Consider the following 15,693-nt stretch of genomic DNA (forward strand, 5'->3'; position numbering starts at 1 on the left):
TCGTCCTTTCTAAAACTATTATAACATGTTTTATTAGGATTTCCAGACACAGAAAAGCTCCTCTCACATTTTAAGTAAGAAGGAGCTAATGGAAATTGAATCTACTTAACCAAATAAGCAAGCAAGGTTATGATCCATAAATGAGCTGGGTAGAAAATATAAAAGAAATACTTATTCCATATAGTTTGTTCACCACGTTCCCCATTATACAAGGCCATAAAAGGAAATACGGTGACAAAGAGCCAGTCAGAATTGTAAAGCATCATTTCCAGTGTTTGGTGCCAAGTGTCGTAAATTTGGATGGAAGTCACTAACAAGAAGGCCCACAGAAAGGCATATAGGAGATTTCGCAATCCCTTGCGATTTCGACAAGAGTAACTAATCAAGAGAAATGGTAGCATGGTGATGCCACCCTCAGTAAAAAGACACCCGAAAACCAAGAGACCAGCAACTCCAATCCGACGCCACAACTTCTCTTTTTTATCCAACTCTTTTCTGGGAAAACCAATCCAAAGCATGGTGACACCGATGGCCAACGTCAAGAAAATATTATTAGTGACCATTACTCCCTTAGAGGCAAATAGGGCATTGAGGAGGCTATTTCCAGCAAACATGATAAGCGCACAACTCCAAAGGCGGATGAGGTAGTTTTTCAAATTTCGAGTATGGATGAAGCCTTCCATAGCCATATAGGCAAACCAAACTCCCACACAACGGGTCATAGCGTGAAGAATACCTTCCCACATAGGAGAAACGATCCCGGTGATATGAGGGATATGGTCCAGAACCATTACTGCCGCCATCAGATACTTCAACTGCGTCGCATTCCATTTTTTCATAATAAACCTCTTTCTTTTTGATCTACATAGAGTATAGCATACATTTCTACGTATAATCGTACACCTATCTTACATTTAAAAAGCCTATCTTACATTTTTGTAAGACAGGCGTGAATATTAAAAGTTTATTATGAAATTTACCTTCTAGTCCGTAATTCGTTGGTACATTTCTGGTCTTCTATCACGAAACAGTCCCCAGTTGAGGCGTTCACTTGCACCCTTGTCAAGGTCATAAGTGGCTAACAGAACAGCTTCACCTTGTCTTTCGGCTCGCTCTAGAATAGCTCCTGTTTCATCCGTCATAAAGGAGGAACCGTAGAAGTCAAGACTGGAACTTTGTCCACCATTTTCCTCACTAGGAGTGACTTCTTCCAAACCGTAACGATTGGCTGCAATGACAGGGACAATATTCGCTGCTGCGTGCCCTTGCATGGTACGTTGCCAGTGCCCACAACTGTCTGTATCCAGAATTGGCTCTGAACCGATGGCTGTTGGATAAAAGAGCAATTCAGCACCATTCAATGCAAGACAGCGCGCTGTTTCAGGGAACCATTGATCCCAACAGATACCAATCCCAATCTTAGCATAGCGAGTGTCCCAGACCTTGAAACCTGTGTTACCAGGCGTAAAGTAAAACTTTTCTTGATAATAATGGTCATCTGGTATGTGGGTCTTTCGATAAACACCCAGCACTTCCCCATCTGCATCAATGACAGCAACAGAGTTATATAAGACATTGCCATCTTTTTCATAGAAACTGATTGGTAAAACAACCTGTAATTCCTTAGCAAGCACTTTAAAATGCTGAATGGCTGTATTTTCTGTCACCGACTGGGCATACTGGTAGTAGTCATACTGACGCTCTTGACAGAAATAGGGACGTTCAAATAATTCAGGCAAGAGAATAATTTGGGCTCCTTGCTCAGCAGCTTGTCGAACTAAACGTTCAGCTGTTTGGATATTTGCTGCTACATCCTTGGCGCATTGCATCTGGATTGCTGCAACTCTTACATTTCTCATTTTTTTCTCCTATTCTGGGATTTGTTGGGTAATACAGTGGATATTGCCGCCACCCAAGAGAATATCTCTGGCTGGTATTCCGACAACTTTACGGTCTGGGAAACACTTGCTGAGGATATCTAGGGCAACCTGGTCGTTTACATCCTCAAACTGGGGAACCAAGACAGCCTTGTTGGCAATATAAAAATTGACATAGGATGCTGCTAAACGCTCACCAGCATAGCGCTCCTCTTCCCCTTCTTCATAAGTATAGCCTGGTAAATCTTCTTCAGTAACGACTTGTAGATTAGCTGGAATAGGAAGCTTATGAATAGTGAAAGTGCGACCTTTTGCATCCGTTTCCTTTTCTAAAAGGGCAAGGTCAGCTGCAGACATGGCATACTGGGGATCGTTTTGATCATCTGTCCAAGCCAAGACAAGTTCAGCAGGACCAACGAAAGCTGCAACATTGTCAACATGTTCATTGGTTTCGTCCTGATAAATACCATAAGGTAACCAAATAACTTTTTCAGCACCGAGGCTTTCTAATAAAGTGTTTTCAATTTCCTCTTTAGTCAGGTGAGGATTACGCCCAGGACTAAGCAAGCAACTTTCAGTCACAAGAATCGTTCCTTGACCATCGCTATGGATTGCGCCACCTTCCAGTACAAAAGGTTTGGCATCGTAAACAGGCATTTCCAAGGCCTCAGCAAAATGACTGGCTACTTGGTCATCATCTTCATAATCTTGATAAAGACCATCAACAGCACCACCCCAGGCATTAAAAGACCAATCGACTGCCAACTTTTCTCTTTTTTCATTGATGAGAATGGTCGGACCTGTATCACGCGCCCAGGCATCGTTTGTAGGGATGTCTAGATAAACAACGCTATCACCTAAATAGGATTGGGCTTCAGATAGATGGTCCTGCTCCACCAAAAGATAGACTCTTTCCCCTTCTGCTATAGTCTTGATAATCTGAGTAAATGCTCTTTTTGCAGCCTTTCCTTGGAAGGGCCATGAACCTGGTCGAGTCGGCCAAATCATCAAAGTCCCATGATGAGCTTCATACTCTGCTGGCATACGATAGCCTAATTTTTTTGGACTGTCCATCATGATAATCTCCCTTTAAAGTCTTGATAGCCAAAGGCTTTGACTAAGCTGCAGTCACCTCGCTCGTCCATGAGATAGAGACTTGGCAAGCCAATACCGTTAAAGGTATTATTTTTGACAAAAGAATAAATGGCCATGTCTTCGAAATAAAGTCTATCACCGATTTGGACTGGATTTTCAAAGCTATAATCACCAATCACATCGCCCGTCAGACAGGTATTGGAAGAAAGTCTATAGGTATGGGCTTTTTCCTGTGCCTCAAAGCCATTTCTCAAAGGTGGACGATAGGGCATCTCAAGTACATCAGGCATATGGCAGGTCGCAGAGGCGTCTAAAACCAAGATTTCCATACCGTTTTCGACAATGTCCAATACTTCAGTTGCTAGATAACCCGCATTGAGCGCAATAGCTTCACCCGGCTCGATATAGACTTCAAGATTGTAAGTTTCTCGGATACGCTTGATTTCAGAAATCAACAGATCCACATCATAGTCTTCTCTTGTGATGTGGTGTCCGCCACCCATATTGAGCCATTTAACTTGATGTAAGTACGAACCAAACTGCTCTTCTACTGCTTTCAAGGTTGTCTCTAAATCATCTGCCCCTTGCTCACAAAGGGTATGAAAATGAAGTCCGTCCACTAAATCCAACAAATCACTAGGAATTTTATCAAGTGTTACACCAAAACGAGATCCAGGAGCACAGGGGTCATAGAGCGCGTGATCTCCTTGAGTTGAACACTGAGGATTGATACGCAAACCGACACTGATACCAGCCTCTCGGCAACGAGGACCATGTTTACGCAACTGTCTCTCTGAGTTAAAGACGATATGGTCGGTTATCTCCAGCAATTCCTCCAAGTCTGCATCCTTGAAAGCTGGCGCAAAAACATGGACTTCCCCCGGGAATTCTTCTCTAGCTAGCTTGGCCTCATAGAGACCACTTGCAGTTGTACCAGATAGGTACTGGCTAATCAAGGGATAGGTTTTATAAAGGGAATACGCCTTCTGGGCAAGCAAAACCTTGCAACCGGCTTCTTCTTGTACATATTGTAAAATACGACAGTTGGCTTCTAACTTTGCCAAGTCAATGACGTAAGCTGGTGTTGGTACTTGTTCTAGCTTCATTAGTCCACCATTTGCGGATTCTCAACCACAACCCATGGCAAACCATACTCATTCAGAGCTTCCATGAATGGATCTGGATCCAATTCTTCAAGATTATAGACTCCAGGTTGTTTCCAAGTTCCGTTCATCACTAATTTAGTACCAATCATGGCTGGAACACCAGTTGTGTAAGAAATAGCTTGTGAACCAACTTCTGCGTAACATTCCTGATGGTCGCAAACATTGTAGATATAGATGGTCTTTTCAACACCGTCTTTGACACCTGTAAAGATACAGCCGATATTGGTTTTTCCAACTGTACGTGGGCCAAGGCTGGCAGGATCTGGAAGCAAGGCTTTTAAGAATTGGATTGGTACAATTTCTTGTCCGTTAAAGTTAATAGCATCCGTACGAAGGAGACCAACGTTTTCCAAGCATTTCATATGCGTTAGATAAGATTGACCAAAAGTCATAAAGAAACGAATCCGTTTGACTCCAGGAATATTCTTGGCCAATGATTCAATTTCTTCATGGTGAAGGAGATACATGTCTTTTTGACCAACTTGAGGGAAATCATACTCACGCTTGATTGACATGGCTTCAACTTCGACCCATTTTCCATCTTCCCAGTAAGAACCCGGCGCAGAAACCTCGCGGAGATTGATTTCTGGGTTAAAGTTTGTTGCAAATGGATAACCGTGGTCACCACCATTACAGTCTAGAATGTCGATATAGTGGATTTCATCAAAATAGTGTTTGAGGGCATATGCTGAAAAGACGCTGGTTACTCCTGGGTCAAAACCAGATCCAAGCAGAGCGGTTAAGCCTGCTTCTTTGAATTTCTCCTGATAAGCCCATTGCCATGAGTAGTCAAAGTAAGCTGTAAAACCAAGTTCCTTGCAACGTTTTTCATAAATGGCGCGCCATTCTGGGTCTTCTGTATCTTCAGCCTCATAGTTGGCAGTATCGATATAGTGGACACCTGTCGCCAAACAAGCATCCATGATGGTTAAATCTTGATATGGGAGTGCTACATTCAAAACGGCTTCTGGCTTGTAGCTTTCAATCAAGGCAATCACTTCTTCAACCTTGTCAGCATCAAGAGCAGCAGTTTCAATTTTTGTACTTGTTTTGCCTTCCAGTTTAGCCTTCAAGTCATCACATTTTGACTTGGTACGGCTAGCAATCATAATTTCTGTAAAGGTTTCGCTATCTTGGCAAATCTTTGAAATAGCAACTTGGGCAACGCCCCCACATCCGATAACTAGTAAACGACTCATTTTTTTCCTTCCTCTTCTTCTAAAATGTCCTCAACATACTTGGGCAACATAAAGGCTCCCACGTGTAAGTTTGCAGTATAGTATTCCGTGAAAAGCTGGCGTTTTTTCCAACCTTCCTTGTCAAAATCTTTGATAGGGTGGTATTTTTTCGATGCAAATCCAAACAACCAATAGCCAGCTGGACTGGTTGGGATATGCGCCTGATAGACCCGGCTGATTGGAAAGGCTTGATTGACCTTGCGGTGCATGCTTCGGCAAGCTGACTCATCCTCGTCAAAGAAGGGACTCCCATGCTGATAAATCATGATACCGTCTTCTTTGAGAGCTCTGTAACTGTTTCCGTAAAATTCCTTGGTAAAGAGCCCTTCCGTATGTCCAAATGGATCTGTCGCATCGTTGATGATAATATCGTAATCATCCTCACAGTTTCTCAAAAATCGCAGTCCATTTTGGTAGTAAATGGTGACACGAGGGTCATCAAGCCCTGCAGCAAAGTCTGGGAAATACTCACGACAAACCTCTACCAACATTTCATCAGGTTCTACAATATCGATTTGCTCCAGTTCAGGATAGAGTGTTAATACTTGAGCAACACCGCCGTCGCCACCTCCAATAACCAAGACTTTCTTGGGATTTGGGTGGACAGCCATGGGAACGTGTACGGTCATTTCATTGTAAACAAAATCATCTGCATCTGAAAACAAGACATGGCCATTTAAGATTAATATTTTCCCAAAAGCTGGCGTATCTAATACTTCGATATCCTGCCATTCACTTTTTCCAGCGTAGAGTTGCTTGGCTGTTCTCAGGGACAATTTCACATCTGGAGTATGAACTTCAGAAAACCATAAATCCATCTAGTTCTCCTTTCTCTCAATAACATTAATGTGATTGACCTCTGGATCTTCCGTCCCTTGGAGGGAACAACCACGTTCTTTGGCAAATTGGATATAATCCACAATCTCTCGTGTAATGCGTTCACCTGGTGCTAGGATTGGAATTCCTGGAGGATAACACATGACAAATTCCCCACAGACTTGTCCAACAGAATCATCCAAGGTTAAACTTTTTCTTTCTGAATAGAAGGCTTCTTGTGGAGACAGCACTAACTCTGGTTGGATATATTCTCCAGCAATCAAGTCCTTCCCATCTCTCGAGTAAAGTCTCTTGATATCAGCTAAAGCACCAACCAGACGCTCAATGTCTTGGATGCGGTCACCAATTGAAATATAGGCCAAGATATTGCCAATATCCCCAAACTCGATCTGAATATCGTATTCATCTCGCAAGAGATCATAAACCTCGATACCTGTTAGCCCAATACCCTGAGTGTAAACGGACAGCTTGGTTACATCAAAATCACAGACCGACACACCGTCTATTAACTCTTTTGAGTAAGCATAGTAACCACCGATAGCATTGATTTCACGACGAGCGTACTCGGATAGCTCAATGACTTTCTCAAAAGACTCTTTGCCACGAAGGGCTAAGTTACGACGTGAAATATCCAGACTAGCCATCAACAAGTAAGATGCTGATGTTGACTGGGTCAGGTTGATAATCTGACGAACGTACTCAGGATTCATCTGCTCCCCGATAAGCAGGATGGAGCTCTGGGTCAAACTCCCACCAGACTTATGCATAGAGACCGCCGCCATATCAGCTCCAGCATCCATAGCAGATAGTGGCAATTTATCTGTAAAATGCAAATGCGCTCCATGGGCTTCATCTACTAAAACCATCATGCCAGCTTCGTGAGCCATTTCCGTTAAACCCTTGAGGTCTGAACAAATTCCATAGTAAGTAGGATTGTTAATCAAAATAGCCTTGGCATCTGGATGCTCCTTAATTGCCTGTGCAACACGGTCATTTTCAAGACCTAAAGCGATGCCGATTTTAGGATCTACACTCATCTCGATATAGATTGGAATGGCACCACATAGAACCAGCGCATTGATGGCAGATTTATGGACATTTCTCGGTAGAATAATCTTATCTCCTGCCTTACAGGTGGAAAGAATCATAGTCTGCACCGATGAAGTTGTTCCACCAATCATGAGAAAGGCATGGGCTGCACCAAAAGCATCTGCAGCCAATTCCTCTGCATCTCGAATAATCGAAATGGGATGGCCTAGATTATCCAAGGGTTTCATCGAATTGACATCGATGCCAACGCATTTTTCTCCTAACAGTTCGACAAGTTCCGGATTTCCTCGTCCACGCTTGTGACCTGGCACATCAAAGGGAACAATCCTTTTCTTGCGTAGCTTGACCAAGGCCTCATAAATTGGGGCTTGGTTTTGATCTAACTTCTTCAAGACATACTCCTTTACCATATTTTTAGCACCTCAAGAAGATAAAGGCGACTAAAGGTTGACTTATGAAAAAAGAGCAGGTTTTCACCTGCTCTGCAATCTTCTGACGTGTGTATTTTGGTTTCTGTTGAGTATGTCTGTTCCTGATGTTTCCTAACTCTCTAGTAGCAAATATTACGTACTTTATTGATCGTTTCACAAGATGACGTGTGCTTTCACCACACTAAAATTTATGAATTAGGACAAGCGTCCTAACATCAACTTATAAAAGTAGGCTTTTAACCCTATCAATAATGTGGCTTTTTAACCACGCTTCGGCATTCAACCCTGCCTGTCCGTAGGCATTTTTTACTCGGGTTTATATTTGCTAGAAAACATCATCTCATTTTCTAAGCCTTATAACTATACCATGTTTATAAGAGCTTGTAAAGGATTTTGTGAAACTTTTTTAAAGAATTTTGTTTTTTTGTTCGTCAAATTCAGTTGAACTATAAAAAGAAATCGCTTTAAACCGTTATCTGTATAAGAAAAAATGAACTACAACCATTATTACTTTAATCATTCTTCAAGTATGACTTGATATTGAAAATCAGTTCTTTTCATCAGATTTTATATATATTTCCAGCTAGGAAGTGCAAATCAACTGCTCCAATTCTACTTTTGAAAGCTGTCCTTGATTGTAAAGTTTTCTAAGTAAGTCCTCATCTACGGTAATTGAATAGTAATCCGTCACAAACTCATGAAATTTCTCAAAACTGTCAAAGAAATAGGATAACAACCATTCGCCACCGTCCTGATCTTGGTGGCTATTTTGATGCTCTTGACCGTCATACCAGATAAAGAAAGTTGTTTCATCTTTTTGCTCTTCTGAGTAAAGGTTTTGATACTTTTCATCCAGTCCTTTATAAAATCCGTCTATGATGTCTTGATTCCACTCATCCGCAGCAAATTGACTCAAACTACTTTCATGATCAAAGCCCTTTATAAGGATCATTTTATCAGTCAAAATCACATCTAGAGAATCACCAGAACCGTTGTTGATAAGGTAACGGATCCCATAGCTTTCCTCAGTCTTAACGATCAATCGAAGCCAGGTCTTATTTGGATCTGTTCGATACTCATCAATGACAAGCAAGGCATCTAAACGCGTCTTTGCATTTTCCCATTCAATTTTTCCCATCTTTTTAATCCTCCATCTTAAAGTTTAAAATCTATTATGGTTACAAATTCTATAACCAATTTCTATCTATCCCGTCCGACTACACAGTGGAATATTTCCTCCACCAGACAAATCATCAGGTGTACGATTTTTATTGAATCTGAGTAGACTGTAATCTTATATTAATTATCATAGTTCAATCAATCGTTCGCTAAGAATAAGAGAGCCACTCATTAATCAAAGAAGCAATTTCTTTAGGTGCTTGAGTATAAAGCTCATGATCAAAGTTATCTAGAAAAATAGTATCGAAATAGTCTGGCAATTCTTTTAGAGCCTCTTCTCTCCATGCTACTTCATTAGGATATCGAGGACTAATAAACAAGGTATTTCCCACTTTTCTCTTAAACGCTTGCATTTTTCTCCGTAGCTGTAGTAACGTTTCTATATTTTCATAATTTATAGCTAACTCATATCTATTATACTGCACATTCCAATGATAGGAATGTCTTACAGCTTCTTCCATATTTTTTGACCAATGCTTTGCTTCAGATTTTTCTTTAGAGATAAGAAGATTTAAGTCCGAAACGACTTGAGATTCGATATAGTTTTTAGCTTCCTCTAACTCTGTATCTAAAGGTAAAATCTTATCTAAATCTAAATAGCCACCATCCAAAAGAATCAATTTTTTCACTTCTTGAAATTCCGATGCGAAATAACGAGCCAAATCTCCTCCGAGAGAATGGCCTATCAGACAGATAGATTCTTCCCCAACTATCTCCTTTTTAAACCATGATTTCAACTCTATTTCATCTCTAAAATACTTTTCATATGGATTTATAAAACAAGCAATCGAGTCTAGCTCTTGAAGAAAATCCTTGCTATGACAGACATTACTTCCCAAACCGCCAATAAAATATATTTTCATTCTCTAATTAATACTATGCTTATTCATCTTTTGTTCAAAGATAGTCGTGATAATCTGACGCAATTCTTCTTGTTCCTTTTCAGGAATTTCACCACTTCTCTTGGCAACTGCGTAGAGCTCTGGATGTTCGATAGAAATACGCTTTATTGTTCGAGTTGTAGCGTGTTTTCTGACAAAAAAAGGGATGCGCTTAATCAAGTCTTGTGGGACAAGCGCAAGAATTTTCTCAGCAGTTTCCTTGTCACCAATCTTAGACGTAGTCAGCCCTTTCTTAATCATTTCCTGTTCTTTTTCTGTAAAATCTTTTAATTCCATCTGATTAATCCTCCTATTCTCTCTAAGTTAAATTATATATCAGTTGTAGCAAGACACCAAATAGTCTGTTTGTAAAATGCTTTCTATACTAGAATTTTCTTTTCACTTTTAATTTCTCCCTAGTAAAAAATCACAAAACCTTTAGGCAATATCACCAGTTGCTGGTCCAATTCTTGGCAATGACTGGCCAGCGCTACAGCATCGCTATCGACAAGATAGTCTTCAGATGATTGATTAAAAATAGCTTGGACTTTTTGTCCATCATTATTCCATTCTAGAGCTAGAACATCCGGCTTGATTTCTTGCAGACTATAGGTTCCATGCTGGATAATGTTTGAAACATCCTTGCGAAACTGAATCAATTTCTTCATGAAATTCAACATCTCATTACTGTCGGAAACACGGTCCCAAGGCATGACACGACGACAATCTGGATCTGGTCCTCCATCTAATTCTAACTCAGTCCCATAGTAGAAACACGGTGTTCCCCTTTGCAAAAAGAGGCAGGCAAGGGCAGACTTAACAAGCTGGATATCTCCTTTGGCCGTTGCCAAAATGCGCTCCGTATCATGCGAATCCAAGAGATTGAACATCACTTCCGAAATCTGCTGTCTATAGTACATAGACTGGCTATTGATTTCATTGATAAATTGACTGGTCTTCTTGGCACCACGCAAGAAATAGTCCTTAATGCTATCAGATAGTGGATAGTTCATAACCGCATGGAACTCATCACCATTTAGCCAAGGCTGTGAAGTATGCCAGACCTCTCCAAGAATATAAAGGTCAGGCTTTTTAGCCAAGACAGCCTTACGGAAATCTCTCCAAAATTGGTGATCGACTTCATTAGCCACATCCAAGCGCCAAGCATCGATATCAAACTCTTCAATCCAGTAGGTCGCAACGCTTAGTAAATAGTCTCTTACTTGAGGATTTGCCGTATTGAGCTTGGGCATATAGCTGGCAAAGGCAAAGGTATGATAAGGGAGCTTTCTTGGATTCCCCAGCTTATCCTTGGTCACTGGGAACTCTTGAATATGGAACCAGTCTTTGTAAACGGAATCTTCACCATGTTTGAGAACATCCTGCCACTGTGGCGATTGGTCACCGATATGGTTGAAAACAGCGTCCAGCATGATTTTCATGCCTCTCTGATGAGCTTGGTCCACCAGTTTACGGAAAGTTCCCTTGTCTCCAAAATGATGGTCTATTTCGAAATAATCCGTCGTATTATACTTGTGATTGCTTGGGGATTCAAAAATCGGACAGAGATAAAGCCCTGTAATGCCCAAATCTTGCAAGTAATCCAGATGGTCAATAATACCTTGTAAATCACCACCAAAAAAATCGCTCGTCTTTGGTTTGATAGAGGAATCCCAAGCTAGCGCACCTTCAGGTGAAATCTCAGGGTTCCCATTAGCAAAGCGTTCTGGGAAAATCTGATACCAAACTGTATTTGCTACCCAGTCAGGAACATGACAAGCATCAATCTCATGGATATAAGGAATTTTAAATCCATTTCCTTCATAATGAAGATTTTCTAGAGTGTTTTCAACACATCCCTTATCACCATACAGAATACTCTGACCTTGCTTATCTTTAAGTTCAAAGAGATACTGGAGTCGGGCATAGCCAACTGTAATCTCCACTTGCCAATAATCAAACAAAGCATCAGAAGTTACTTTACTCATCTCCTTACTATCTTCATAACGGTCCTCTATAAAGATAAAAGGATCTCCATAATGTAAGCTAATGCTTTTAATATCGTCTTTCTTGGTCCGGATACGAATGTGCATTGTCTTGTCTTTATAAAGATAAGCATACTCTGACTCTGGTCTATGGTAAATGGCTGTTAATTCCATTGTTCTGTCTCCTAGTTTACTTTTATTCATCTTGCCGCGCAAACGTTTTCATAATTGTGATTCTAGTATACTACTTTAAAATTTTATTTTCAAGCCTTGTCTGTAGTTTTGAGTGGATTGTTTATATAAATAAAAAAGCAGCCAGTCTTACAACCTGCTACTTTTCAAATGATGATTTACAAATGTCTTTCCAGCCATTCTATCTTTTTAAAATCCTTATTGTTATTGTGGTCATTTCGATAGGAATCTTGGGAAGAAGCCTTGTAAATACTTAAATACTGTTCTAAACTTGGAACGCGAAAAGTGATGTTTTCAAGATGAATCAGCTCTATATCCGATTCCGAAACTCCTGCAAAATCAAGTAAAGAATCAATACTTCCAAACTCGACACTCAGATCATCTTTTTGGAATTCGTGCTCGTGAATATCTACCAAGGTATAGCCTAAGTGGTTCATCACTTTCATTATCTTGTCCCAGTCATAAATCCTGAGATGATCAGGCGCATCCCAGCCTCTAGGATCTCCAGAGACATGAATGTCAATGTCAGACGGCTCCCAATCTTCATTTGAACGGTATTCAAAACCCAAAGACCCCATGAGCGTAGGTATGATTCCGACTTGGTTTAAATGTGAACAAATTGTTCGAAATTCATCAAATAGAGAATTCATCCCTCCTCCAATCTTTGATATAAAACTTTATTTCTCAGTGAAAGACAAACTTGTTTCTACCTTCTACTCTTTCGGTTTTGAAAATACTTCTACTCGCTGAGCTAGGACTTTGATTTCAACAGGTAGGTTATCCGATTTATCGCCGTCAACATCTGACTCCAATTCACTATCTGAAGAGATCTTAATATTACGCGCTCTGATATACTCAATATTATCATTGCCGACAACATCTCCTTTTAGTAAATCCGGAATGACGGATAATTTAGAGAATATAGAAGCATCTTTTAGAATCAAAATATTGGCATAGCCATCTTTGTCTTCTTCAAAGATTTTCTTATCAGCGAAGTAATTTGTCAAGAGAACCAAAACATGACTAGCTTCACCATCATAATTTCCATTTTCCGTCTCAATCTTAATGTTAAAAACCTGATCCGTCATGACAGACTTCATGGTATTTACAGCATAGGCAAGAATACCGAATTTTGTCTTGTCCTCGATTTCCACATTGTGAATCGCCTCAGGCAGAGAACCGATACTAAAGATATAACCAAAATAGTTATCATTCGCTTTACCAATATCAATCTTGTTGGTTAAATTAAAATCGAGTTCATCTATCGCGCCATCGATGTCTTGATTGATTTCCAATAGTTTCGTAATGAGGTTACCCGTCCCACCAGGGATAATCCCTAACTTAGGAATGTAGTCTCTCTCAGCAATACCAGAAATGACTTCATTGACAGTCCCGTCTCCACCAAACACAACCACTGCATCGTACTGCTCACGAGAAGCTTCTTCAGCAAAATGTGTTGCATCTAAGGCTTTTTCAGTAATTTTGGTTTCCACCTGCTCAAAATAATCTTTGGCTTTATTCTCCAGCTTGACCTTATAATCCAAAGCCTTTTCTCCACCAGAGGTAGGGTTAATAATTAACATTACTTTTTTCATTGATTTTCTCCTTAATATTCGTTTGAAACCTTTATATTTCATTATATGAAACTAAATGTACCCCTATTATACAATGAAAATACAGAAAAGAGAAATCTGACGTACCGGAGATTGAGAGAATCAGTTCTAAAAAAAGTTGGATATGCTGAAAATGATAAATACCTTCTAGTTTATTTTTTTACCAATCGATTAAAATCAACCAAATATAAAATCCCAGAAATAAGAGCAAAAATTGCTGAAAAAAATGAAAGGAAGGGGATAAAACCTGTGATAGATGCAACTAAGAGAAACAAAAAACTTTTCTTACGACCGTTTGATTCTTTTCTATAAATGAAAATTGCAAGTATGGAACAAACAAGAAATATAAAACTAATTAAATTTACTGAGAAAGCCCATGCTGGTTTATCAACAAAATGAAGAGCCCCATTGATAAATCTTATCTCCCATCTATAGAAAAATGCAAATGCAATAATGGGAGAGCATGTTAAAGCAAAAATTCCATTAAAAAAAAATAAACTGTTTGATTTCACACTTAATCCTTTTCTGTACTTATTCATCGCTAATTAATAGATTCACTATTTAAAAATTCTTTAGACTTCCGTACGATATAGAGCTGTTCATCTTCTTGAGCGAGTTTACTAAACAACTCATTCGCCCTAGTCATATCTCCTTTTAATTTAGAATTCAAAGCTTGATAGTAAGTGATTTCCAATTGTTGATATTTAAATTCGTTTTCCAAGTCTTCAAAGTAATCATTGGATTGATGAGCAATTGTTAAATCGTAAAGCGCAATACTTACGCTTTTTGTTTTCTCGGCTACAGAAAGATCTGATATGGACATTTTGTTTAGTATAAGATCAAGCTCATCTCTGGTCAGGTTTGGATTTGCAAGAACTGTCGAGCGAACGAGGTAACTCACTAAGAAATCCCTGTATTTCAGCTTCAGTTTTTGATCAGTCATTGCTTCAGAAGCCTCCTTAATGGCAGCATCGAAATCACCAATCATATAGGAATACCCAACAGATGTTAGCGTCACATCCATTTTTATAATAGCTCTTTTTGCAACTTTCTTCAACTCAATGTATTGCTTCCAAGATGGTAAATCTAAGTCCATATGTAGTAACTTAGTACCACTTCTTAAATACCCTCTTCTGATTATCGAGATCGAAAGGAATAAGAGTACATTTATGAGTATAATACAAAGGGTTTGAATAGTCCTATCTTTCACCATCAAAGCTACAAAAAGAATAAGAAGAACGGCCAAAACAATCGCAACTTTTCTATAAAAAGCATATCTTTTACGTAATTCTAAGTAATTCATTATTACTCCTTTTCTAAATTATAAAGTGACATTATGAGAGCAATTCTGAACCTTAAATGAGTCATTGACTAACAAAATGCTCTCTAATCAGTTCCCTAATATTTCTGATAAAATAGCCCAACGTGACCTGCAAAAGAGAACCATAAAACGGCTTTCATCTTAACTTATAACTTTTCTATTTTATCAAAAATAATCTCTTGCTTTTCAACACTTTCCCTGAGTGGTGACATCCCTAAAATCACTGTAAAAAATCCCAATAATAGAATACTATTAATAACAAGTAGGGCTCCCTCTGTTCCATTAACAGTATATAAATAAAATGCAAAACATCCTAGAGTAGGAACAAAGATAAAAGGAAGAAGTTTGTAATGTTTTAATTGACGTTTACTTCCAATTGGTTTAAAAGTTATTTGATAGTTTGAAACTTTATTCTCAAGTCTTTTTTGGACACTATGACGAGCTCTTATGGCAATGAACCAGAAAACTAGATAAGCTAGGAAAATGAACAGGCCATATAAACCTATCTTTAAAGGAAGATTGTGACTAATCCCATTGTTTCTAAAAAAATTCGTCACTAGCCGATAGCTAGAACCCCCTATTGCTGTACCAATTGCAACCCCAATCGATTTACTCATTGTTGGAGCCACACTTTCAAAACGCGTGTCTCTTTTATCTAACTTTTGCATTTTTGCAGTAATCTCAACAGGAAGAGACCCCCAGAAATAGGATTTTGGTCTAACAGTCGTCAAATCTAGAATATACTTTTCTCCCTCTACTTCTACTATTTTGAAAAATACTTTATTCGTTTCTTTAAATTTTACTTTCATAGTCACCTTTAAATTCTTC

The 15,693-nt window shown here is 39.3% G+C and carries 16 protein-coding genes; all 16 read right to left on the reverse strand.

Features of this window, described 5'->3' with window-relative positions:
• Window positions 1-101: 101 nt before the first annotated feature.
• The gene (locus FQT28_RS04930; protein ID WP_143989597.1) at window positions 102-839 is read right to left on the reverse strand and encodes a TraX family protein; all 738 of its coding nucleotides are present in this window, start codon (window positions 837-839) and stop codon (window positions 102-104) included.
• A gap of 144 nt (window positions 840-983) precedes the next feature.
• Window positions 984-1,859, reverse strand: coding sequence for an N-carbamoylputrescine amidase (gene aguB, locus FQT28_RS04935; RefSeq protein WP_143989598.1), 876 nt, complete (start codon window positions 1,857-1,859; stop codon window positions 984-986).
• Window positions 1,860-1,868: 9 nt separating this feature from the next.
• Window positions 1,869-2,954, reverse strand: coding sequence for an agmatine deiminase (gene aguA / locus FQT28_RS04940; protein ID WP_143989599.1), 1,086 nt, complete (start codon window positions 2,952-2,954; stop codon window positions 1,869-1,871).
• Window positions 2,951-4,078 (reverse strand): carboxynorspermidine decarboxylase, encoded by a 1,128-nt coding sequence (nspC, locus tag FQT28_RS04945; RefSeq protein WP_143989600.1) that lies wholly within the window; start codon window positions 4,076-4,078, stop codon window positions 2,951-2,953. Before nspC ends, aguA begins: the two co-directional genes overlap by 4 nt.
• Window positions 4,078-5,337: a saccharopine dehydrogenase family protein gene (locus FQT28_RS04950; protein ID WP_000088769.1), complete on the reverse strand. Its 1,260-nt coding sequence runs from the start codon at window positions 5,335-5,337 to the stop codon at window positions 4,078-4,080. Before FQT28_RS04950 ends, nspC begins: the two co-directional genes overlap by 1 nt.
• Window positions 5,334-6,194 carry a polyamine aminopropyltransferase gene (gene speE / locus FQT28_RS04955; protein ID WP_000366710.1) on the reverse strand — a complete coding sequence of 287 codons (861 nt, stop codon included), beginning with the start codon at window positions 6,192-6,194 and terminating at the stop codon, window positions 5,334-5,336. Before speE ends, FQT28_RS04950 begins: the two co-directional genes overlap by 4 nt.
• Window positions 6,195-7,655: an aminotransferase class I/II-fold pyridoxal phosphate-dependent enzyme gene (locus FQT28_RS04960; protein WP_132973430.1), complete on the reverse strand. Its 1,461-nt coding sequence runs from the start codon at window positions 7,653-7,655 to the stop codon at window positions 6,195-6,197.
• Window positions 7,656-8,277: 622 nt separating this feature from the next.
• Window positions 8,278-8,832: a hypothetical protein gene (locus FQT28_RS04965; RefSeq protein WP_132973432.1), complete on the reverse strand. Its 555-nt coding sequence runs from the start codon at window positions 8,830-8,832 to the stop codon at window positions 8,278-8,280.
• Between the two features lie 190 nt (window positions 8,833-9,022).
• Window positions 9,023-9,736, reverse strand: coding sequence for an alpha/beta fold hydrolase (locus FQT28_RS04970; protein ID WP_000708293.1), 714 nt, complete (start codon window positions 9,734-9,736; stop codon window positions 9,023-9,025).
• Between the two features lie 3 nt (window positions 9,737-9,739).
• The gene (locus tag FQT28_RS04975) at window positions 9,740-10,051 is read right to left on the reverse strand and encodes a hypothetical protein (RefSeq protein ID WP_000420550.1); all 312 of its coding nucleotides are present in this window, start codon (window positions 10,049-10,051) and stop codon (window positions 9,740-9,742) included.
• Between the two features lie 119 nt (window positions 10,052-10,170).
• Window positions 10,171-11,913: a glycoside hydrolase family 13 protein gene (locus tag FQT28_RS04980; RefSeq protein WP_132973434.1), complete on the reverse strand. Its 1,743-nt coding sequence runs from the start codon at window positions 11,911-11,913 to the stop codon at window positions 10,171-10,173.
• Between the two features lie 176 nt (window positions 11,914-12,089).
• Window positions 12,090-12,581: a phosphoribosylanthranilate isomerase gene (locus tag FQT28_RS04985; protein ID WP_132973436.1), complete on the reverse strand. Its 492-nt coding sequence runs from the start codon at window positions 12,579-12,581 to the stop codon at window positions 12,090-12,092.
• Between the two features lie 63 nt (window positions 12,582-12,644).
• Complete coding sequence (locus tag FQT28_RS04990; RefSeq protein WP_132973438.1) at window positions 12,645-13,526, reverse strand: diacylglycerol/lipid kinase family protein; 882 nt, start codon at window positions 13,524-13,526, stop codon at window positions 12,645-12,647.
• A 170-nt stretch (window positions 13,527-13,696) separates the two neighbouring features.
• Window positions 13,697-14,083, reverse strand: coding sequence for an insulin activator factor (locus tag FQT28_RS04995; protein WP_260663448.1), 387 nt, complete (start codon window positions 14,081-14,083; stop codon window positions 13,697-13,699).
• 2 nt (window positions 14,084-14,085) lie between these two features.
• Window positions 14,086-14,847 carry a hypothetical protein gene (locus FQT28_RS05000; protein WP_143989601.1) on the reverse strand — a complete coding sequence of 254 codons (762 nt, stop codon included), beginning with the start codon at window positions 14,845-14,847 and terminating at the stop codon, window positions 14,086-14,088.
• Between the two features lie 164 nt (window positions 14,848-15,011).
• Complete coding sequence (locus FQT28_RS05005; protein WP_143989602.1) at window positions 15,012-15,674, reverse strand: DUF443 domain-containing protein; 663 nt, start codon at window positions 15,672-15,674, stop codon at window positions 15,012-15,014.
• Between the last annotated feature and the right edge of the window lie 19 nt (window positions 15,675-15,693).

It is taken from the genome of Streptococcus oralis, assembly GCF_901543815.1.
GTDB lineage: Bacteria > Bacillota > Bacilli > Lactobacillales > Streptococcaceae > Streptococcus > Streptococcus oralis_CM.